20 protein-coding genes are annotated in these 19,848 nt (G+C 74.4%); 9 read left to right on the plus strand and 11 right to left on the minus strand.

Annotated features, from left to right (window positions below; all coding sequences use genetic code 11):
• Nucleotides 1-72: 72 nt before the first annotated feature.
• From BTM25_RS13165 to BTM25_RS13180, 4 genes are read right to left on the minus strand one after another with little or no spacing between them, the layout of a single operon-like run.
• Nucleotides 73-816, minus strand: a complete 744-nt coding sequence (locus tag BTM25_RS13165; protein ID WP_235828388.1) for a prepilin peptidase — start codon at nucleotides 814-816, stop codon at nucleotides 73-75.
• Between the two features lie 56 nt (nucleotides 817-872).
• Nucleotides 873-1,568, minus strand: coding sequence for an SseB family protein (locus tag BTM25_RS13170; protein WP_103563199.1), 696 nt, complete (start codon nucleotides 1,566-1,568; stop codon nucleotides 873-875).
• Nucleotides 1,569-1,628: 60 nt separating this feature from the next.
• Complete coding sequence (locus BTM25_RS13175; RefSeq protein WP_103563200.1) at nucleotides 1,629-2,810, minus strand: pyridoxal phosphate-dependent aminotransferase; 1,182 nt, start codon at nucleotides 2,808-2,810, stop codon at nucleotides 1,629-1,631.
• Between the two features lie 19 nt (nucleotides 2,811-2,829).
• The gene (locus BTM25_RS13180) at nucleotides 2,830-4,224 is read right to left on the minus strand and encodes an AMP-binding protein (protein ID WP_103563201.1); all 1,395 of its coding nucleotides are present in this window, start codon (nucleotides 4,222-4,224) and stop codon (nucleotides 2,830-2,832) included.
• Between the two features lie 47 nt (nucleotides 4,225-4,271).
• On the opposite strand from BTM25_RS13180, the gene BTM25_RS13185 reads away from it, so the two are divergent.
• The 6 genes from BTM25_RS13185 to BTM25_RS13210 all read left to right on the plus strand — a co-directional run bounded on the left by BTM25_RS13185 (nucleotide 4,272) and on the right by BTM25_RS13210 (nucleotide 9,446).
• A complete protein-coding gene (locus BTM25_RS13185; protein ID WP_103563202.1) occupies nucleotides 4,272-4,850 on the plus strand; it encodes a uridine kinase family protein in 579 nt (192 codons plus the stop codon).
• A 70-nt stretch (nucleotides 4,851-4,920) separates the two neighbouring features.
• Complete coding sequence (locus BTM25_RS13190) at nucleotides 4,921-6,009, plus strand: hypothetical protein (RefSeq protein ID WP_103563203.1); 1,089 nt, start codon at nucleotides 4,921-4,923, stop codon at nucleotides 6,007-6,009.
• Nucleotides 6,010-6,112: 103 nt separating this feature from the next.
• On the plus strand, nucleotides 6,113-6,487 hold the full coding sequence (locus tag BTM25_RS13195) for an FKBP-type peptidyl-prolyl cis-trans isomerase (RefSeq protein ID WP_103563204.1): 375 nt from the start codon (nucleotides 6,113-6,115) through the stop codon (nucleotides 6,485-6,487).
• A 126-nt stretch (nucleotides 6,488-6,613) separates the two neighbouring features.
• Nucleotides 6,614-7,603, plus strand: coding sequence for an ABC transporter ATP-binding protein (locus tag BTM25_RS13200; protein WP_103563205.1), 990 nt, complete (start codon nucleotides 6,614-6,616; stop codon nucleotides 7,601-7,603).
• Nucleotides 7,600-8,421, plus strand: a complete 822-nt coding sequence (locus BTM25_RS13205; protein ID WP_103563206.1) for an ABC transporter permease subunit — start codon at nucleotides 7,600-7,602, stop codon at nucleotides 8,419-8,421. The genes BTM25_RS13200 and BTM25_RS13205 overlap by 4 nt, the downstream gene beginning before the upstream one ends.
• Before the next feature lie 194 nt (nucleotides 8,422-8,615).
• Nucleotides 8,616-9,446 (plus strand): polysaccharide deacetylase family protein, encoded by an 831-nt coding sequence (locus BTM25_RS13210; RefSeq protein WP_235828389.1) that lies wholly within the window; start codon nucleotides 8,616-8,618, stop codon nucleotides 9,444-9,446.
• On the opposite strand, the gene BTM25_RS13215 is transcribed toward BTM25_RS13210, so the two are convergent.
• Both BTM25_RS13215 and BTM25_RS13220 read right to left on the minus strand, forming a co-directional pair.
• Nucleotides 9,443-10,888 (minus strand): uracil-xanthine permease family protein, encoded by a 1,446-nt coding sequence (locus BTM25_RS13215; protein WP_103563208.1) that lies wholly within the window; start codon nucleotides 10,886-10,888, stop codon nucleotides 9,443-9,445. The genes BTM25_RS13210 and BTM25_RS13215 overlap by 4 nt on opposite strands.
• 42 nt (nucleotides 10,889-10,930) lie before the next feature.
• The gene (locus BTM25_RS13220) at nucleotides 10,931-12,469 is read right to left on the minus strand and encodes a helix-turn-helix domain-containing protein (protein ID WP_103563209.1); all 1,539 of its coding nucleotides are present in this window, start codon (nucleotides 12,467-12,469) and stop codon (nucleotides 10,931-10,933) included.
• Nucleotides 12,470-12,693: 224 nt separating this feature from the next.
• Here BTM25_RS13220 and BTM25_RS13225 point away from each other — a divergent pair, with 224 nt between their 5' ends.
• A complete protein-coding gene (locus BTM25_RS13225; protein ID WP_103563210.1) occupies nucleotides 12,694-13,536 on the plus strand; it encodes an oxamate carbamoyltransferase subunit AllH family protein in 843 nt (280 codons plus the stop codon).
• A gap of 60 nt (nucleotides 13,537-13,596) precedes the next feature.
• Complete coding sequence (locus BTM25_RS13230; protein ID WP_103563211.1) at nucleotides 13,597-14,814, plus strand: DUF6986 family protein; 1,218 nt, start codon at nucleotides 13,597-13,599, stop codon at nucleotides 14,812-14,814.
• An 18-nt stretch (nucleotides 14,815-14,832) separates the two neighbouring features.
• Here BTM25_RS13230 and BTM25_RS13235 read toward each other — a convergent pair whose 3' ends face one another.
• Together BTM25_RS13235 and BTM25_RS13240 are read right to left on the minus strand one after the other, a co-directional pair.
• The gene (locus BTM25_RS13235; protein ID WP_103564610.1) at nucleotides 14,833-15,396 is read right to left on the minus strand and encodes a nucleotidyltransferase family protein; all 564 of its coding nucleotides are present in this window, start codon (nucleotides 15,394-15,396) and stop codon (nucleotides 14,833-14,835) included.
• Nucleotides 15,396-16,505 carry an XdhC family protein gene (locus BTM25_RS13240; RefSeq protein ID WP_103563212.1) on the minus strand — a complete coding sequence of 370 codons (1,110 nt, stop codon included), beginning with the start codon at nucleotides 16,503-16,505 and terminating at the stop codon, nucleotides 15,396-15,398. The genes BTM25_RS13235 and BTM25_RS13240 overlap by 1 nt, the downstream gene beginning before the upstream one ends.
• An 80-nt stretch (nucleotides 16,506-16,585) precedes the next feature.
• On the opposite strand from BTM25_RS13240, the gene BTM25_RS13245 reads away from it, so the two are divergent.
• Nucleotides 16,586-17,794, plus strand: coding sequence for a sulfite oxidase (locus BTM25_RS13245; RefSeq protein ID WP_205648108.1), 1,209 nt, complete (start codon nucleotides 16,586-16,588; stop codon nucleotides 17,792-17,794).
• Between the two features lie 45 nt (nucleotides 17,795-17,839).
• Here the strand turns inward: BTM25_RS13245 and BTM25_RS13250 are convergent, their stop codons facing one another.
• The 3 genes from BTM25_RS13250 to hisG form a co-directional block, all read right to left on the minus strand.
• A complete protein-coding gene (locus BTM25_RS13250; protein ID WP_328589636.1) occupies nucleotides 17,840-18,373 on the minus strand; it encodes a Uma2 family endonuclease in 534 nt (177 codons plus the stop codon).
• A gap of 142 nt (nucleotides 18,374-18,515) precedes the next feature.
• Entirely contained in the window at nucleotides 18,516-18,956 is a 441-nt protein-coding gene (locus BTM25_RS13255; RefSeq protein ID WP_235828390.1) for a PH domain-containing protein, read from the minus strand.
• Nucleotides 18,949-19,821 (minus strand): ATP phosphoribosyltransferase, encoded by an 873-nt coding sequence (gene hisG, locus BTM25_RS13260; RefSeq protein WP_103563215.1) that lies wholly within the window; start codon nucleotides 19,819-19,821, stop codon nucleotides 18,949-18,951. Before hisG ends, BTM25_RS13255 begins: the two co-directional genes overlap by 8 nt.
• Nucleotides 19,822-19,848: the final 27 nt, after the last annotated feature.

The raw sequence follows: 19,848 nt of genomic DNA on the forward strand, positions 1-19,848 counted from the left end.
CCCTAGGACCGGGAACGCCGTTCACCGGGGACCCGCGCCGCGCCGGACGGGTCATGGCCGGTCCAAGATCCGTCAGCCGGCGAACGCCAGGATCGCGGCGAACGTCCCGGCGACCATGAACGGCCCGTAGGGGATGGCGTCCCGGCGGCCCCGGCGCCGCGCGAGCAGCAGCCCGACCGCGACGAGCCCCCCGGACAGGTACGTCACGACGACGCCCGTCACCCACGCGTCCGACCCGTACCACCCGAGGTACAGCCCGAGGACCCCGGCGAGCTTGACGTCCCCGAACCCGATCTGGCCGGGCAGCAGGAACCACTGCACGGCGTACAGCGTCCACAGGGTCGCGAGCCCGATCAGCGCGTGGACGAACGGCAGCGCGTCCCCCTCGACGGCCGCCGCCGCGCCGAGCAGCGCCAGTGCGATCGGATAGGACGGCAGCGTCAGCGGATTCGGCAGCCGGTGCAACTTCAGGTCCACCAGCACGAGCAGCGCACCGACCACGCCCAGGTACAGCACGGCGGCCAGTTCGGGCCGCGCGAACGTCCGCGCGCCGAGGACGGCGGCGGCGAGCGCGCACGCGGCGACCGTCAGCGCCGGACGCCGCCACAGCGGCTCGGTCCAGTCCGCCCGCCACGACCACGCCGTCGGCTCCTCTTCAGCCGCCGCTTCGGCCCCCGCCTCGGCGTCCGGCGGCCCGGCGGGGTCGGCGGCCGAGGGCGGCGCGGCGGCCGAGTCCACGGGCGGGTCCACGGGCGGCGCGGCGGCCGGGCCGGTGGACGGGTCCGGGGGCGGCGTGGGGGGCGCGAAGTCGCTCACGCGCGAACCTTATGCGACCCCTGCGCGTAGCCCCTACACGTAGGCGTGTACGCCCGTCAGCGGCGCAGGACGCTCAACTCGACGCCGCCGACGATCCGGCCGCGCAGCAGTTCGGCGAGCCGGTCGGAGACGCGCTGGACGGTGACCCGCTCGTCGTGGCCGTCCACCACCGCGAAGCGCACCGCCAGCTCGGCGCTCTCGCCCCGGGCGACGCGGACGCCCGCGACCGCCGGGTCCGAGCCGAACGCGGCGTCGATCGCGGCGAGGACGTCGGGGTCCTCGTGCGGCGGCGGGATGAGGCGGCCCTCGGCGAGCAGGTGCAGGCGCAGGCCGTCCACGGCGAACGGGACGGGGCCGGCGACGTCCACGACGAGCGCGTCGGCGCCCTCGTCCAGCGCCGCCAGGCACGCCTGCCGGACGGTCACGGCGACGGGCCGCGCGTCCGACCGCCACGCCCGGAGCGCGGCGGTGGAGGTGAAGCCGAGCACGCCGCGCCGGCCGTCCGCGCCGACGAGCGTCGGCAGGGCCATGTCGCTGGACTTCTCGCGGCGCAGTTCGCCGGGTTCGACCGCCTCCTCCTCGGTGAGGACGGCGACGACCGGCACCAGCAGCCGCGCGCCGTGCAGCTCCCGCAGCACGGCGTGCTCGCCGGCGCGGCCGGCGGCGTAGGCGGTCAGGGCCGCGCCGAGGCCGGGGTCGGCGGCGCCGTCGTCGTCGGGGAACTGGGGTCGGGGAATGGTCTTACCGGACACCCGCGCAAGGCTATAGCCTCCCGGCGACAGCGGAGCGCCACTCCGCGAACACGGCCCGTGTCAGGCGCGGGCGCGGTCCCGGCCGAGGCCCGCGAGACGGCGGACGGCCTCGTCGATGACCTCGTCCCGCTTGCAGAACGCGAACCGCACGAACGCGGCGCCGTCCTCGGGCCGCTGGTAGAAGACCTGGGTCGGGACGGCGACGACGCCCGCAGCGTCCGGCAGCGCGCGGGCCAGCGCGACGCCGTCGGAGTAGCCGAGCGGCCGGATGTCGGCCTGGACGAAGTAGGTCCCCTGCGGCCGGTAGGCGACGAACCCGGCGGCCTCCAGCCCGGTGATCAGCCGGTCCCGTTTGCGCTCCAGCGACGCCCGCAGCTCCGCGACCCACGGCAGTTCCGCGCGCAGCCCGTGCGCGGCGGCGTGCTGCCACGGCCCGCCGGTCGCGTACGTCAGGAACTGCTTGACGGTCTGGACCGCCCGGACGTACGGGGCCGGCCCGGTGACCCAGCCGGTCTTCCAGCCGGTGACCGAGAAGGTCTTGCCGACCGAGGACACGACGACCGTCCGGTCCCTCATCCCGGGCAGCGTCGCGAGCGGGACGTGCTCGGCGCCGTCGAACGTCAGGTACTCGTAGACCTCGTCGGTGACGGCCGTGACGTCGCGGTCCCGGCAGACGGCCGCGATCTCCGCCAGCTCGTCGCGGGTGAACACCGTCCCGGTCGGGTTGTGCGGCGAGTTGACCAGGATCACCTTGGTGCGCGGCGTGACGGCGGCGCGCAGCTCGCCGGGGTCGAAGGTGAACCGCCCTTCGACGGGACGCAGCAGGACGGTCCGCAGCCGCGCGCCCGCGAGCGCGACGGTGGCGGCGTAGGAGTCGTAGGTCGGCTCGAACGCGACGACCTCGTCCCCCGGCCCGGCGAGCGCCAGCACCGCCGCCGCGATGCCCTCGGTGGCGCCGACCGTGACGTAGACCTCGGTCTCGGGGTCGTAGCCGAGGCCGTAGCGCTCCTTCTTCTGCGCCGCGACGGCCTCGCGGAGCTCGGGCAGGCCGGGCCCGGGCGGGTACTGGTTGCCGCCGCCCTCGATCGCCGCGACGGCCGCCGCGAGCATCCCGGGCGGCCCGTCGGTGTCGGGGAATCCCTGGCCGAGGTTGATCGACCCGGTCCGGACGGCCAGCGCGGTCATCTCCGCGAAGATCGTCGTCCCGAATCCCCGCATGCGCTCGACCAACGGCTCCGTCACGCGTCCGAGCCTAACCCGCTCACCGCAGCCGGGACTTGACGACCTTGCCCATCGCGTTGCGCGGCAGGGAGTCCACGAGATGCACCGCGCGGGGACGCTTGTGGACCGACAGGCGGCTCGCGACGAACTCCGTCAGCTCCCCCGCGCTCGCGCCGTCGGCGACGACGAACGCCGTGACCTGCTCGCCGAGGTCGTCGTGCGGGGTGCCGATCACGGCGGCCTCGCGGACGCCGGGGTGGGCGAGCAGCGCGTCCTCGATCTCGCCCGCGCCGATGCGGTAGCCGCCGCTCTTGATGAGGTCGGTGGACGCGCGGCCGACGATGCGGTGCGTTCCGTCCGGCTCGACGGCCGCGATGTCGCCGGTGCGGAACCAGCCGTCCGCCGTGAACGCCGCGGCGGTCGCGTCCGGGCGGTTCAGGTAGCCGTCGAACAGCGTCGGGGCCTGGACGTGCAGTTCGCCGGGGGTCTCGCCGTCGTGCGGGACGGGCGTTCCGTCCTCGGCGGCCAGGCGCGTGCGGACGCCGGGCAGCGGCGTCCCGACCCGGCCGGGGCGGCGCGGGCCGTCCGCGCGGGCGCTGACGGTGATCAGCGTCTCGGTCATCCCGTACCGCTCGACGGGCCGGTGCCCGGTCAGCTCCGCGACCCGCTCGAACACCGGGACGGGCAGCGGCGCGCTCCCCGACACGAGCAGCCGGGCGCCGCGCAGCGCGGCGGCGGCGCCGGGGTCGGCGGCCAGGCGGGACCAGACGGTCGGGACGCCGAAGAACAGCGTCCCGCCGCGTCCGGCGGCCTCGGCGTAGGCGTCCGGGCGGGGCCAGCCGGTGTGGATCACCGGCGACCCGACGCGCAGCGCGCCGAGCACCCCGAGGACCAGGCCGTGGACGTGGAACAGCGGCAGGCCGTGGACGAGCACGTCGCCGCCGGTCCAGTCCCAGGCGGCGGCGAGCGCGTCGAGCCCGGCGGCGATCGCGCTGCGGGAGACCAGGACGCCCTTCGGCGCGCCGGTCGTCCCGCTCGTGTAGAGGATGAGCGCGGTGGCGTCCGGAGCGGGCGCGGCGGCCGGGACGGCGGCGGACGGCAGGTCGTCCAGCGGGACGAGCGGCGGCCCGTCGGCCGGGGCGTCCGCGCGGGTGGCGAGCAGCAGCGCCGCGCCGGAGTCGCCGAGGATGTGGGCGCGCTCGGCGGGCCCGGAGTCGGGCGGCAGCGGGACGACCGGCACCCCGGCCAGCAGCCCGCCCACCACGGCGGCGATCGTCGCGGCCGACGCGTCGGCGTGGACCGCGACGGCCTCGGCCCCGGCGATCTCGGCGGCGACGGCGGCGGCGCGCCCGAAAAGCTCTCGGCGGGACAGGGTCTCGTCCCCGACGGTCACGGCGGGGGCGTCCCCGCCCGGGGTGCCCAGCAGGTCGGTCACGCGTGCTCCCGTTCGCTCGCCGTCGGCTCACGGGCAGTATGCACGGTATGGCTAAGGCGACGCTGAGCTACCCGGAGCTGGCCGCGCGGATCCGCGCGCTGCCGCCGTCGTGCGGGCCCGTCCGGGTCGTCGCGGTGGACGGCCCGAGCGGCGCGGGCAAGTCGACGTTCGCGCGGCGGCTGGCGGCGGTGCTCGGCGGGGCGCCGCTGGTCGCCGCCGACGACTTCCCGGTGCCGTGGGACGCCGACCCGCTCGTGTGGTGGACGCGGCTGCGCCGGGACGTCCTGGAGCCGCTGCGCGCCGGGCGCCCCGGCCGCCTCGCCCGCTACGACTGGAAACGCGGTGCGCGCGGCCCCGAGGAGGACGTCCCGGCGGCGCCGGAACTGGTCCTGGAGGGCGTCGGCGCGGGCCTGCGCGACGCGCCGCTCGCGCTGCGGATCTTCGTGGACGCGCCCCGCCCGCTGCGCCGGGACCGCGTCCTGCGCCGCGACGGCGCGCGGTTCGCCGAGGCGTGGGACGCGTGGGCGGAGAAGGAGGCACGCTACTTCGCGTCCGGGGCCGGGCCCGCCGACCTGCGGGTGGACGGCGCGTCCCTCACCGGGGAGGAATTCGGCGTGGCCGGATGAGGCCGCGCACGGCGACACCATGCCAGTGAATACTGGCGGCATTCGTCGTCCCCGCGAGGAGCATCCCCCCATGCAACCTACGCTGACCCGCCGCTCCGCCCTGGCCGCCGTCTTCACGGCCGTCCTGGCGCTCGGCGCCCTGCCCGCCGCGCTGCCCGCCGCGCAGGCCGCCCCGCCGCCCGGCGCCTGGACCGCCGCCGCCGTCCCGGCCCTCACCGCGCCGTCGTCCCTGCACGGCGTCGCCGCGCCCGACCCCGCGCACGCGTTCGCGGTCGGGATGGAGGCCAAGGAGACCGTGCCCGTCCTCCTGCGCACCGTGAACGGCGTCTGGACGCGCGACCCCGCCCCCGCCGGGATCGCGCCCAAGCTCGTGGACGTCGCGGCGGGCTCGGCGTCCAACGTGTGGGCGGTCGGGCAGCGCGCCCTCGACGACCGGGTGCCCGCCCGCGCCGTCCACTGGAACGGACGCCGCTGGAAGCCCGTCGAGCTGCCCCTGCTGACCCCGATGGCCGTGTCGGTCGACAGCGCGGGCAAGCCGTGGGTCACGGGCGTCAACGTCAACGAGAGCGACGGCTCGGCCGTCTACCGGCGGCGCGGCGGGACGTGGGAGAAGTCCCTCGACCTCCCGCCCGGCACCACGCTGTCCGCGATCGCCGCGCGCTCGCCCCGCGACGTCTGGGCGGGCGGGCTGGCGTCGTCGTCCACCGACCCGACCGCGCTCTACCACTTCGACGGCACCGCGTGGACGCGCGTCGAGTGGCCCGGCACGTGGAGCCGCTGGGTGATGCAGATCGCGCCCGTCTCGGCCCGCGAGGCCTGGTTCTACGAGATGCCGCTGGACCCGCTGTTCTCCGGGCCCGCGCTCGTCCACTGGAAGGACGGCGTGTTCACCGAGCACAAGATCCCCGCGCCGGGCTCCGGCGGCCTCACGGCCCAGGTCGCCGACCCCGGCTTCCTCGGCGACATCACCCTCGACGGCGCGGGCGGCGTCTGGCTCCAGAACAACCGGGAGAACGCGTTCCTGCACTTCGACGGGACGTCCTGGACGCGCGTCGCCAAGCCGTCCACGTCCGGCTACCTCTGGGACCTGGCGCGCGTGCCGCACACCCGCACCGTCTGGGCCGCCGGGGACTCGGGCGCGCTGCTGCGCTTCGGCTGACCCCGGACCCGCCGCCGGTGTCCGCCCGCCGCTCGGCGGACACCGGCGGCGGCTACGCTGAACGCCGTCCGCACGACCGACGACCCTGCATGGAGCCCGCGACATGGCGCTTGAACGCCCCGAGATCGACTTCCCCGAGGGACAGCCGCCCGAGTACCTCGACATCACCGACATCACGGTCGGCGACGGTGCCGAGGCCGCCAAGGGCGACACCGTCTCCATGCACTACGTGGGCGTGAGCTTCTCCACCGGCGAGGAGTTCGACGCGTCCTGGAACCGCGGCCAGACGTTCGACTTCCAGATCGGCGCCGGCCGCGTCATCAAGGGCTGGGACATGGGCATCGCCGGCATGAAGGTCGGCGGCCGGCGCAAGCTCGTCATCCCGCCGCACCTGGCCTACGGCTCCCGCAGCCCCAGCCCGGCCATCAAGCCGAACGAGACCCTGATCTTCGTGGTGGACCTCGTCGCGGTGAACTAGGCGAGGGATCCCTCGCCGCGCGGCCGTGCGGCGGGCGGTCAAAAGGCGGGCCATCGGGGGGTGAAATCCTCCCCGGTCGCCCGCCTTCGTCGTTTCCGGGGGCGAACGGGTCGGTATCGACCTCACATGATCCAGGCGCGGGGGCTGACCAAGCGGTACGGGCACAAGACCGCGGTGGACCACGTCGAGTTCACGGTCGAGTCCGGCCACGTCACGGGGTTCCTCGGGCCGAACGGCGCCGGGAAGTCCACGACCATGCGCATGATCCTCGGGCTGGACCGGCCCACGGCGGGCGACGTCACCGTCCGGGGCCGCCGCTACGAGCGGCTCGGGGCGCCGTTGCGCGAGGTCGGCGCGCTGCTGGAGGCGCGGGCCGCGCAGGGCGGCCGGACGGCCCGCAACCACCTGCTGTGCCTGGCGCAGAGCAACGGCATCCCCGAACCGCGCGTGGACGAGGTCCTGCGCCTGGTCGGGCTGGAGGCCGTCGGCGGCCAGACGGTCGGCAGCTTCTCGCTCGGCATGGCCCAGCGGCTCGGGATCGCGGCGGCGCTGCTCGGCGACCCGCCCGTCCTGATGTTCGACGAGCCCGTCAACGGCCTGGACCCCGAGGGCATCCTCTGGATCCGCACGCTCATGCGGCAGCTCGCCGCCGAGGGCCGGACGGTGTTCGTGTCCAGCCACCTGATGTCGGAGATGGCGCTGACCGCCGACCACCTCGTCGTGATCGGTCGCGGCCGGATCCTCGCGGACACCGGGATGAGCGAGTTCATCGAGTCCAACGCCACCAGCCACGTCCGGGTGCGGTCGCCGCGCCTGAGCGAGCTGGCGCCGCTGCTGACCGCGCGCGGCTGGCGGGTCGAGCCCGCCGGACGGGACGGCGCCCTCGCCGTCCACGGCGCGCCGGCGGAGGCGATCGGCGACCTGGCCGCCGAGCACGGGCTGCGGCTGCACGAGCTGGCGCCCGTCCGGCCGTCCCTGGAGGAGGCGTTCATGCGGTTGACCGGCGACACGGTCGAGTACCACGCGGGGCCGTCGGCGCGTCCGCCCGTCCCGCCGGGCGAGCCGCGCCCGGCGCCGCCGCCGCCCGAGGCCCCGGCGCCGGGGGACGCGCCGTGAGCGCCCCGGCGCGGGAGGCGCCCGCACCGGCCGCCGAAGCGCGCGCGTCGTTCGCGAACGTCGTCGTGTCGGAGTGGACGAAGATCCGCACGGTGCCGTCGACGTTCTGGACGCTGCTGTCCGGCGCGCTCGTCGTCATCGGCTTCTCGGCGCTGTGGTCGTGGGCGTTCGTCGCGAGCTACCACCAGATGACCGAGGCCGACCGCGCGTCGGTGAGCCCGACGTCCCCGATGCAGATCGCGTTCTACTTCGGCATGGTGATCTTCGGGGTGCTCGGCGTGCTCGTCATCACCGGCGAGTACGGCAGCGGGATGATCCGCACCGCGCTGACCGCGATGCCGCGCCGCCCGGAGTACCTGGCGGCCAAGGCCGTCGTGGTGGGCGGCGTCGTGTTCGCCGTCGGGGTGCTCGTGTCGTTCGCGTCGTTCTTCGTGTCGCAGCCGATCCTGTCGGTCCACGGCTTCGACGGCTCGCTCGGCGAGCACGGCGTGCTGCGCGCGGTGTTCGGCGGCGGGCTGTTCCTCGCGCTCATCGCGCTGATGGCGCTCGGGATCGGCGTGATCGTCCGGCACACGGCGGGCGCGGTCGTGACGGTCTTCGTCGTGCTGTTCGTGCTCGGCATCGTCGGCGGGTTCCTGCCGGGGTCGTGGGGCGCGACGCTGAGCGAGTACCTGCCGTCCAACGCGGGCGGCGCGATCCTGTCGCCGACGCGGCAGGCGGGCACGCTGGCCCCCTGGGCGGGCCTCGGCATGTTCGCGCTCTACACCGCCGTCGTGCTCGCCGTCGCGGCGGTCCTGTTCCAGTCCCGCGACGCCTGACAGACTCCTCCTGACCGGGAAAGGACGGGCCGAGGCCGCGTCGTTCCCCGGCCCCGGACGCCGGACATGGTCAGATATGTCCCGGCAATCCTCGTTCGGGGCGAACCGCGACGCGTGCGCGGCCGTCCATCCATGCGGGGAACCGAACCGGGACGAGGAACAGGGGAACGCCGCCGATGCGAGGGAAGACGCCCGTGGCCGCCACCGTGGCCGCCGCGATCGTCGGAGTGGCCGCCGCGGCCGGTCCGGCCGTGGGCTCGGCGGGCGGGAAGTCCGGGCCGTCCATGTCGGCGCAGCTCTCCACGGTGCTCGCCGACCAGCGCTGGCCCGCGCCGAAGCCGGGCTCCTGGACGCCCCCGAAAGCGGCCGTCGACGGCCTCCCGACCGTCATCAACAAGATCGACACGCAGGACAAGGTCGTCTTCCTCACGATCGACGACGGCTACGAGTACGACTCGCAGTTCGTGGACATCGTCCGCAAGGAGCGCGTCCCGATCCTGACGTTCCTCACCACGACGTACGTGCGCGGCGAGGCGCAGTACTTCTGGGCGATGCGCAACGCGGGCTCGCAGATCGAGGACCACACCGTCACGCACCCGAACATGGCGACGCTGCCGCTGGAGTCGCAGAAGCGCGAGATCTGCCAGTCCGCCGACACGATCACCGCGCAGTACGGCCGCCGCCCGATGCTGTTCCGTCCGCCGTTCGGCAGCTACAACACGCTGACGCGGCAGGCGGCCAAGGCGTGCGGGATGAAGTCGATCCTGCTGTGGACCGCCGAGTTCTACAACGGGACGAGCGGCCCCGGCGTCGGGTTCAACGGGTTCGCGCGCGGCGACGGCGCGGGCACCGGGTTCCGTCCCGGCGACATCGTGCTCATGCACTACCGCAAGGGCCTCGCCGGGCAGTTCCAGATGCTCCTCGGCTGGATCAAACAGCAGGGGTTCCGGCCCGCCGCGATCCAGGAGTACCTGCCGCGCTCGCTCGGCGGGAACGCTCCCGACGCGCCGCCCGCGACGCCCTAGACCGGCGGGCGCACCGGCCCGCCGCTGTCGTCCTCGGCGGGCGCGATGATGCCCCGTCCGGTGTCGCCCGGGGACCACCGTCCGCTCAGCCCGTTCAGCGCGTGGTACCCGACGAGGACGGCGATCGTCCCGAACGCGATGCCGCCGAGCGGGAAGTCGTCGGTGATCGCCAGCGTGACGCCGCCGATCGCGAGGATCAGCGCCGCCGCGACCGGGACGAGGTTCACCGGGTCTCCGAAGTCCACCCGGTTCTCCACCCAGATCTTCGCGCCGAGCAGCCCGATCATCCCGTAGAGGACGACCGTGATCCCGCCGAGCACCCCGCCCGGCGTCGCGGCGACCAGCGCGCCGAACTTGGGGCACAGCCCGAAAAGGATCGCGACGGCCGCCGCGACGAAGTACGCCGCCGTGGAGTAGATCCGCGTCGCGGCCATGACCCCGATGTTCTCGGCGTAGGTCGTCGTCGGGGAGCCGCCGACGCCGGTGGCGAGGACGGTCGCGACGCCGTCCGCGCCGAGCGCCCGGCCCATCACCGGGTCCAGGTCCTCCCCCGTCATCGCGGCGACGGCCTTGACGTGCCCGGTGTTCTCCGCGATCAGCGCGATGACCGGCGGCAGCGCCAGCAGGATCGCCGACGTGGTGAAGCTCGGCGCGTGCAGGCTCGGGAACCCGAACCAGTCGGCGTGCCGGACGGCCGAGAAGTCCACCCGGTAGTGCGGGAACGCCGTCGCGACGCAGTACGGCCCCTCGGCCGGGCACGGCTTGCCCGCCGCGTCCAGCAGATGCTGACCCGGCAGCACCGACGTGATCTTCCCGGCCGTGTGGTCCAGCACCCAGGACAGCGCGAACCCGAACACCAGCGCCAGCAGGATCGACACCCGCGACCAGAAACCGCGCAGCAGGACGTTCGCCAGCACCGCCGCGCACAGCGTCGCGAGGCCGACCCACTGGTCCTGCGGCCAGTACGTCGTCGCGACGACCGGCGCGAGGTTGAACCCGATGAGCATGACGACCGCGCCCGTCACGACCGGCGGGAACACCCGGTGGACGACCTGCGCCCCGAGCACGTGGATCACCACGCCGACCGCCGCCAGCACCGCGCCCGACACCAGGATCGCGCCGGTCACCGTCGCGCTGTCGCCGCCCGCCGCGCGGATCGCCGCGACCGCGCCGACGAACGACGCGCTGGACCCGAGGTAGCTCGGCACGCGCCCGCCCACGACGAGCAGGAACAGCACCGTCGCGACGCCCGACATCATGATCGACAGGTTGGGGTCCAGGCCCATGAGCACCGGGAACACGAACGTCGCGCCGAACATCGCGACGACGTGCTGGACGCCGATGCCCGCCGTGCGCGGCCACGTCAGCCGTTCCCCGGGGCCGACGACCTCGCCGGGCGGCGGCGTCCTCCCGTCACCGTGCAGCTTCCAGCCGAACGTCATCCGCTGCCTCCTCCCACCTGGGGAAACTCTATGACCCTGCGGTCAGATGCCGCGCATCCGCAGGACGTGGAGCGCCAGCGTCAGGTTGAGCCGCAGGTGCGCGTCGCGGGTGAACGGGCCGAGCATCCGCTCCAGCTTCCCGATGCGGTAGCGGAGCGTGTTGTAGTGGAAGTGCAGGCGCCGCGCGGTCTCGGCGACGTTCAGGTTCGTGTCCAGCAGTTCCTGGAGCGTGCGGCGCAGGTCCTCCATCTCGGGGTCGTCGCCGGCGGCCAGGTCGCCGAGCGTCTCGCGGACGAACGCGTGCAGCTCCGCCGGGTCGGGCACCAGGCTGAGCAGCCGGTACACGCCGAGCCCGTCGAAGTGGGCGCGGGCGCCGGGGCCGTGGAGCCGCCGTCCCACCCGGACGGCCTTGCCCGCCTGCTCGTACGCCTCGGGCAGCGCGGCGGGGCCCGCGACCGTCCGGCTGACGCCCGTGGAGAACGTGATCCCCTGCTCGGCGAACTGCGCGGCGGCCTCGGCGGCGAGCGCGGTGGCGTCCTCCTCCGCGCCGACCAGCGCGACGACCTCGTGCGCGAAGCTCGCCACCGCCGCGCCCGGGTCGCGCCGCCGCGCCGCCGCCGTCCACGCGGCCGTCAGCCGGTCCTGCGCGGCCCGCTCGTCGCCGCGCGGCTGGGCGCCGTCCAGCTCGGCCACGACGACCGCGAGCGGGCGGTCCAGGTCCCAGCCGAACCCGGCGCAGTGCGCGGTGATCCGGTCGTCGTCGCCGGCGCGTCCGGCGAGGACGTCGCGCAGGAAGTCGGCCCGGTACTTGCTCTCCACCGCCGCGACGGCCTGCTGTTTCGTCACGACCAGCGCCGCGACGGTCGCCGCGCGCTCCAGGATGCCGAGTTCGGTGTCGCCGAGCGCGCCGTGCGCGACGATCCGGCCGTGGTCGAAGCCGCCCGCGACGACCGGGACGGCCAGTGATCCCGCCGGCGCGGCGACGGGACGGCCCGCTCGGACGAGGACGCGTCCGTCGCCGTCCAGCAGCGCGACCGCGACGCCGAGCACCGCCGCCACCTCGTCCACGACCTCCTGCACCCCTCCCCCGCACAGCACGATCTGCACGAGCGCGCGGTGGACCTCCTCGGTGCGGGCGAGGACGGCGGCCTGCCGGTTCAGGATCCCGGTGAGCACCTGGTTGAGGACTTCGTCGAACCCGGTCCCGGCGGGCAGCACGATCAGCGGGAGGCCGAGCCGGTCCGCCTCGGCGACCAGCCGGCCGGGCATCGCGTCCCCGGGACGGCCCGGCCGGACGGCGAGCGCGGCCGGGCCCCGCGCGGCCAGGTCGGCGAGCCGCGCGCCGCGCAGCACACGGCCGGACGCCAGCAGCAGCTCGTCCGGTTTGACGCGGACGTCCGGCCCGTCCAGCACGTTCAGCCGCCGCACGACGCGGCCGAGCCCCGCGCGGCCGGCCGCGAGCCGCGCCCCGGCCAGGCCGGGCATGCCGAGCACCTCCGCGACCGACAGGCCGGGGGTGAGCGTTCCGGTGCTCGCGAGCCGCAGGACCGGTGGGCCGGGCTCGACGGGACTGTGGCTCATGCGGGGGGTCACCTCGCCGGGAGAGCGTTCGGCGCCGGGTCGGCCGACACCTGATCAAGACTGACAACAAACGCCAACGCTGACAACAGGCCTTGGCAGATTTGCCCGTACGCGGCGGCGCGCGTCGCGTCTAGCGTGCGGCGCGAGGGCACTCCCGACTCCCGCTCCCAGGAGGCCGCGTGACCGAACCGTCCCGTCCAGCGCCGCTACCTGGTGCGGCGAGCATGGCCTTGCGCGGTGTCCTGGACGGGCCGCCGCGCGCCGCCCGTGTCCTCGCCCGCTTTCCCGCCGCGCTCTACCTGGAGCTGCGCGGGCCCGGCGAGCCGAAGGTCGTGGCGGTCGTCACGTCCGACGCGGCCCGGCCGCCGAACGCGGTGGTGCTCGCGGCGGCGGCGCGGGACCGGCCGTTCCTCGGCGTCGGCGACCGGGCGGGCGCGCGGGTCGGCGAGGGACGCGTCGAGGCGGGCGGGCTGGTCGTGCGGGCGCGGCGGCGGTTCGACCCGCGTCCCGCGCTCGGCGCCCCGTCGTCGGCGACGGTCGCGCTCGGGCTGCGGGCCGTGGAGCGGGCGCTGGCGGGCGCGGCGGGCGGCCTGGACGGTCATCCGGCGCCCGCGCTGCTCGCCGGCCGGTGCGCCGACGACGACCTGGCGGGCGCCGTCGAGACGGCCGAGCGGATCGTCGGGCTCGGGCCGGGCCTCACGCCGAGCGGCGACGACATCCTGGCCGGGCTGCTCGCGGCGTTACGGCTCGTCGGCGGCGCGCTGCGGGACGGCGCGCGGGCGGTGCGGTTCGCCGAGTGGCTGGGCGCGGCCGTCACCGAGGACGCCGGCACGCGCACCACGTCCCTGTCGGCCACGCTGCTGCACTGCGCGGCGCGCGGCGAGACGAGCGCGGAGGTCGGGGCGCTGCTGCGCGGCGTCGCGGGACGGGAGCCGCCCGTCCCGGCGCTGCGGCGGCTGCTGGCCGTCGGACCCGCCTCGGGCGCGGACCTCGCGCAGGGCGTCGTGGCGGGCGCCCGCGCCGCGCTCGCGCTCGCCGCGCCGCACGCCCGCCGCGCCACCGCGTGATCTGGCCGTTCACGGCGAATCGGGTGTCCAACAGGCCCCGGATTGGGGGATCATGGCGGGGTGAACCTCAGCTTCTCCGCGATCGAGGACCTGTCCGCGCGCATCGAGTCCGTCCGCGCCGAGCACGCGGCCCGGTTCCCCGGCCCGGCGGCCGGACGGCAGCCGGTCCACACGGTGTACGTCCCGGCGGACCGGTTCTCGCGGTCCACGCCCGCCGAGTTCGGCGCGGAGGCGCTGCGGCTGCTGAACACGCACACGCCGGGCGACGGGTCGTTCGGCGGCGCGTTCGGCCTGGACCCCGAACTCGCCGGGACGGTCCGCCAGCGCGTCGCGGCGAAGCTGGCGAGCGAGCCCGTCGAGGACGTCCGGATCGACTTCGAGGACGGCTACGGCACCCGTCCCGACGCCGAGGAGGACGGCCACGTCGCGCAGGTCGTCGAGGCCGTCGCGACCGCGTACGAGGCCAAGACGCTGCCGCACTACTGGGGCCTGCGCGTCAAGTCGTTCTCCGACGGCGGGCACGAGCGCGCGATGCGCACGCTGGACGTGTTCCTCACGGCCTTGCGCGACCGCCTCGGCCGGCTGCCCGGCGGGTTCACGATCACGTTCCCGAAGATCATCTCCGCCGAGCAGGTGGCGCTGTTCACCGAGTACCTGGACGGGCTGGAGGAGGCGCTCGGCCTGCCGTCCGGCATCCTGCGCTTCGAGGTGCAGATCGAGACGCCCGGGTCGGTGATCGACGCCGACGGCCGGTCCGCGCTGCGCGCCATCGCGGACGCCGGGCAGGGCCGCATCACCGCCGCGCACTTCGGCGTCTTCGACTACACGGCCGCGCTCGGGCTGCCGCCGCAGGAGCAGCGGCTCGACCATCCGGCGTGCGACTTCGCCCGGCACCTGATGCAGGTGACGCTGGCCGGGACGGGCATCCGCCTGTCGGACGGGTCCAGCAACGTCGTCCCCCGCAACGACGGCCCGGACGAGGTGAACCAGACGTGGGCCGTCCACGCGGCGCACGTCCGGCACTCGCTGACCCACGGCTTCTACCAGGGCTGGGACCTGCACCCGGCGCACCTGCCGAGCCGTTACGCGGCCGTCTACGCCTTCCATCTGGACGGCGTGGACTCGGTGATCGGCCGCGTCCGCGCCTGGCACGAGCAGGCGGCGAGCGGCAGCGGCGTCCTGGACGAGCCCGCCACGATCCGCGCCCTCACCGGCCGGCTGCGCCGCGCGGTCGACTGCGGTGCCCTGGACGAGAGCGTCCTGCCGCCCGCCGACTGACCGGCCGGCGTTTCGCGGTCAGGCGCGCCGCCGGTAGGCGGCGAGGTCGGCGGGCGTGTCCAGGTCGGCGGGCGAGGCGACGTCGTCGCAGGCCACGGGCGTGACGAGCTCAGGGCGGGCGCGCAGGAACGCGCGGGCGCCCCGGTCGCCGCGCGCCGAGGCCGCGACGTCGCGGACGTGCTCCCGCGCGAACAGGACGGGATTGCGCGGCTCGCCGGCGTAGGTGGCGACGGCGATCTCCGCGCCGCGCGCGTGGGCGGCCACGAGCCGCCGGACGGCCTCGGCGGTCACGTCCGGCTGGTCCACGAGCGCGACGACCACGGCTTCGCATTCGTCAGGCAGCGCGGCGAGCCCGGCTTTCAGGGACGATCCCATGCCCGTCTGCCAGGCGTCGTTGCGCACGATTTCGGCTCCGGGCACGTCGACCTCGGCCGCGCCCGTCACGACCAGCACTTTCGCGCAGCCTCCGTCGCGCAGCGTCCGAACGCCCCGGTCCACGAGCCGTTCGCCGCCGACCTCGATCAGCGCTTTGGGCCGTCCCATCCGGCGTCCGCCGCCCGCCGCGAGCAGCAGCCCGACGATCACCGGTGGATGCGTCCGCTGGTGGCGCCGAGCGGGCGCCCCGAGCCGCCCCAGCGCGTCTGCACCAGTTCGGCCGCGATCGACACGGCCGTCTCCTCGGGCGTCCGCGCGCCGAGGTCCAGGCCGATCGGCGAGCGCAGCCGCGCCAGCTCGGCGTCGGTCAGCCCGGCCGCGCGCAGCCGCGCGAGCCGGTCGTCGTGGGTGCGGCGCGAGCCCATCGCCCCGACGTACCCGGCCTGCGTGCGCAGCGCGAGTTCCAGCAGCGGGACGTCGAACTTCGGGTCGTGGGTGAGGACGGCGATGGCGGTCCGCTCGTCCACCTCCGTCTCGGCCAGGTACCGGTGCGGCCACTGCACCACGACCTCGTCGGCGTCGGGGAACCGCTTGGCGGTCGCGAAGATCGGCCGCGCGTCGCACACCGTCACGCGGTAACCGAGGAACTTCCCGACGCGGGCGACGGCCGCCGCGAAGTCGATCGCGCCGAACACCAGCAGGCGCGGCGGCGGCGCGAACGCCCGGACGAACACCGTGAGGTCGTCCCCGCGCCGCTCTCCCTCCGGCCCGTACCGCAGGTCGCCGGTGCGGCCCTGGGCGAGCATGCCGCGCGCGTCGTCGTCCACGGCGGCGTTGAGCCGGTCCGCGTGCGCGGCGCCGGGCGCGAGGCTGCCCACGGCGCGGTCCGGCCAGACGACACGACGCACCCCGATCCGTCCAGGCCCCGCGACAACGGTCGCGACGGCCACCGGCTCGCCCTTGCGCACCGCCGCCGCCACGTCCCCGAACTCCGGGAACGTCGCCGGACCGACCGGCTCCACAAGGATGTCCAGGATCCCGCCACAAGTCAGCCCGACCGCGAACGCATCGTCATCACTGACCCCGTACCGCTGCACGACCGGCCGCCCGGACGCGACGACCTCCCGCGCCAGCTCGTACACCGCGCCCTCGACGCAGCCGCCCGACACGCTGCCGACGACCTCCCCGTCCGGCGCGACCGCCATCACCGCGCCGGGCGGCCGAGGCGCACTCCGGAACGTTCCCACGACGGTGGCGAGCCCGAACGTCCGCCCCGCGTCGTACCACGCGGCGAGATCGCCGAGCACATCGCGCATGCGCTCAATGTACCCACCGAAGTATTGTTACTTGGTAGGCAATGTTGACTTCCGCGTACGAGCTCAGCACCATACGAGCCATGACCGCCCCCGATACGAACGTGCCGGGCCTGCCGCGCCGCCGCCTGCTCCAGATCACCGCCGGGGCGGGCGGCGCGCTGGCGCTTCCGTTCGCCCCCGGCTCCGCCGCCGCCGACACGACGGGAAGCGGCATCGTCAAGCCGCTGCCGCCGGAGCTGTTCGTCCTGCGCGGCACCAACGCCGAGACGCGCTGGGAGGCGATGGCCGGGCAGGGATACCTCACCCCGATCGACCGGTTCTTCGTCCGCAACCACGTCGCCACGCCCCGGATCGACGCCGCGACCTGGCGGCTGCGGCTGTGGGGCGACGGGCTGCGCGGCGCGCCCGGCGAGGACCGCCCGGTCGAGTTCCGCTACCGGGACCTGCTGCGGCTGCCGTCCGAGACGATCACCGCGCGCATCGAGTGCACCGGCAACGCCCGCTCCCTCTTCACGACGCAGCAGGGCCAGAAGGTGTCGGGCACCGCGTGGGGGCTCGGCGCCGTCGGCGTGGCCCGCTGGCGCGGCGTCCGGTTGTCGGTGCTGCTGGAACGTGCCGGGATCACGCCCGACGCGGTGGACCTCCTGCCGCGCGGCCTCGACGCCGACTACGTGGACGCGGGCGAGAACCTCGGCCGCGTCCGCCGTCCGCTCCCCGTCGCCAAGGCCCGCAGGGACGTCCTGGTCGCCTACGAGATGAACGGGCGCCCGCTGCCGCCCGACCACGGGTTCCCGGCGCGGCTCGTCGTCCCGGACTGGGTCGGCATCGCGTCGATCAAGTGGCTCGGCGACATCCAGGTGTCCACGACACCGCTGGCGTCGCCGTGGAACACGCGCTACTACCGCTTCTTCGGCCCCGGCTACCCGTCCGAAGGCAGCGCGCCACTGACACGCGTGAACACCAAGAGCGCGTTCGAACTGCCGTGGGACGGAGAGGTCGGCGACATCGGCACCTTGCACGGACGGTCCTGGTCCGGCACCGGCCGCGTCACGGGCGTGTCGGTCAGCACGGACGGCGGCGCGTCCTGGCACCCCGCCCGCCTGCACGGACCCGGCCCCGCCCGCGCCTGGACCCGCTGGAGCCTCCCATGGCGCCCCGGTCCGGGCCGCTACGAACTACTAGCCCGCGCCACCGACGAAACAGGCACCGCACAGCCCGACGTCGCCCCCTACAACACGCTCGGCTACCTCTTCGGCGCCGTAGCCCACCACCCGATCACCGTCCGCTAGCGACCGCTCCCCCGCAAGCCCGTCCGGCCGCCGCCGATCGGACCGTCAGCGAATGCGGCGCATCACCCGGGTCAGGTCGATTTCAAGATCGAAGGGGACGGTCAGCTTCATGACGTCGTGAAAAATGCCAGTAAGGGCATATTCACCCGCCTTGGGGTCCAACACATGGACATAAACGATGGACCGGTCACCATCGCGTTCAATACGCCAGAAGTGTTCAATTCCAGCACCGGCGTATTTGGCGGGCTTGATGAAGCGATCACGGCCGGCCGACTCCGGCGATACGGCCTCGATCGCCAGGATCAGATCCTGGGCGAAGTAGTGCGTCGAAGGCTCGTCCCGAGCGTACGCCTCGGCCGTCACGACACAGATGTCAGGCTCGGGCATCTCACGTTTGCCCAGCTTGACCGCGATTTCCCGTTCGACCTGCCACTGCGGCGGCGCCTGGCGCGCCAGCTCGGCCTTGACCACGTCGATGACACGAGAATGCCATTTCTGCTGCGGGCTCACGAAGACGAGGCTCCCGTCGATCAGCTCCGTGTGCCGGGGCAGATCACCCATGTTCAGGAAGTCGTCCACGGTGAATCCACCTGGCGGGGGGGTAAGCCAGTGTGTCAGAGATTCGCCGCCCATATCTTCACTTCCGGTGAGATGGCTAGTACAGAGAGCTGACACACCCAGTGTAGACCGACCGGGTGGAATCCGGGGCTCGGCGACGGCCCTAGGACGGCTCGGGGGTTCGGGCGTGGAGGAGGGACTGGAGTTCGCGGAGGTCGCGGACGGCGCGGGTGCGTTCGGCGCCGTTGATGCCCATCGCGCTGATCGAGGTGCCGTCGGCGAGGTCGAGCGTCGGCCACGGGTCGCCGACGTTCATGTCGGCGGCCACGACTTCGGCCCAGGCGAGGCGGCGGGTGCGGAAGGCGTTGACGACCGTCAGGCCGGACGCGTCCGCCACGACGCGGCAGCGCGCCAGCATGTGCAGCACCCAGGCGCAGAACAGCCCGAACAGGACGAGCATCGTCCGGTCGAACGTCTTGAACTGCGGCGCCACCACCGCGGCGAGCGCGATCATGCCGAGCATGAACACGCCCGCCGCGGCGTAGGCGATGATCCGGGTCGTGCGCGGGCGCCACACGACCGGCAGCGGAGGAGCGTCAGTCAACGATCTTGGAGATCGGGATTTCGAGGATGTCGTGCGCCCCGGCCGCCTTGAGCGCCGGGATCAGCGTGTTGACGCCGCGCTTGGCGACGACGCCCTCCACGGCGTTGTCCCCGCCGGCGAGCGACGTCACGGTCGGCGACGACAGCGACGGCATGATGTCGAGGACGTCCCGCAGGTTCTCCTGCGCGACGTTCAGCTTGAGCAGCACGTTGCCGCGCGCCCGGATCGCGCCCTGGAGCAGCAGCGCGATGTCCTCCATCGCGGCGCGCTTGGCCGGGTCCTCGTAGGCTTCGCGGTTGGCGACCAGCTCGGTGTGGCTGACGAGCAGCGTGTCGAGGATGCGCAGTCCGTTCTTGCGGAGCGACGAGCCGGTCTCGGTGAGGTCGACGATGACGTCCACGATGTCGGGGACCTTGGCCTCGGTCGCGCCGTAGGACGGGACGACCTTCGCCTTCACCCCGTGCTTCTCCAGGAAGCGCCGCGTCATCTCCGGGAACTCGGTGGAGATCCGGACGCCCTCGGGCAGGTCGGACACGGCCTGCCACGGCGCGTCGTTGGGCACTGCCATGATCACGCGGACGGGGTTGGACGTCGCCTTGGAGTACTGGAGCTGCCCGAGGCTGACGATGTCGGAGTCGGTCTCGGTGATCCAGTCGCGGCCGGTGATGCCGAGGTCGAACAGGCCCTGTTCGAGGTAGGTCGGGATCTCCTGCGGGCGCAGGACGCGGACGCGGTCGATGCGGGGGTCGTCGATGGACGCGCGGTAGTCGCGGTCGGACGTGCGCCGGACGGTGAGGTCGGCGGCGTCGAACAGCGCCATCGTCGCCTTCTCCAGCGACCCCTTGGGCAGAACGAGAGACAGCACGGTGGATGAGCCTTTCACAGACGGGAC

Source organism: Actinomadura rubteroloni, assembly GCF_002911665.1.
Taxonomy (GTDB): domain Bacteria; phylum Actinomycetota; class Actinomycetes; order Streptosporangiales; family Streptosporangiaceae; genus Spirillospora; species Spirillospora rubteroloni.

Excerpts from the sequence above, each read along its gene's own strand:
- BTM25_RS13185 (WP_103563202.1), top strand. The coding sequence starts at position 4,272 with ATGGCTAAGGCGACGCTGAGCTACCCGGAGCTGGCCGCGCGGATCCGC.
- BTM25_RS13190 (WP_103563203.1), top strand. The coding sequence starts at position 4,921 with ATGCAACCTACGCTGACCCGCCGCTCCGCCCTGGCCGCCGTCTTCACG.
- BTM25_RS13195 (WP_103563204.1), top strand. The coding sequence starts at position 6,113 with ATGGCGCTTGAACGCCCCGAGATCGACTTCCCCGAGGGACAGCCGCCC.
- BTM25_RS13200 (WP_103563205.1), top strand. The coding sequence starts at position 6,614 with ATGATCCAGGCGCGGGGGCTGACCAAGCGGTACGGGCACAAGACCGCG.
- BTM25_RS13215 (WP_103563208.1), bottom strand. The coding sequence starts at position 10,888 with ATGACGTTCGGCTGGAAGCTGCACGGTGACGGGAGGACGCCGCCGCCC.
- BTM25_RS13220 (WP_103563209.1), bottom strand. The coding sequence starts at position 12,469 with ATGAGCCACAGTCCCGTCGAGCCCGGCCCACCGGTCCTGCGGCTCGCG.
- BTM25_RS13225 (WP_103563210.1), top strand. The coding sequence starts at position 12,694 with ATGGCCTTGCGCGGTGTCCTGGACGGGCCGCCGCGCGCCGCCCGTGTC.
- BTM25_RS13240 (WP_103563212.1), bottom strand. The coding sequence starts at position 16,505 with ATGCGCGATGTGCTCGGCGATCTCGCCGCGTGGTACGACGCGGGGCGG.
- BTM25_RS13245 (WP_205648108.1), top strand. The coding sequence starts at position 16,586 with ATGACCGCCCCCGATACGAACGTGCCGGGCCTGCCGCGCCGCCGCCTG.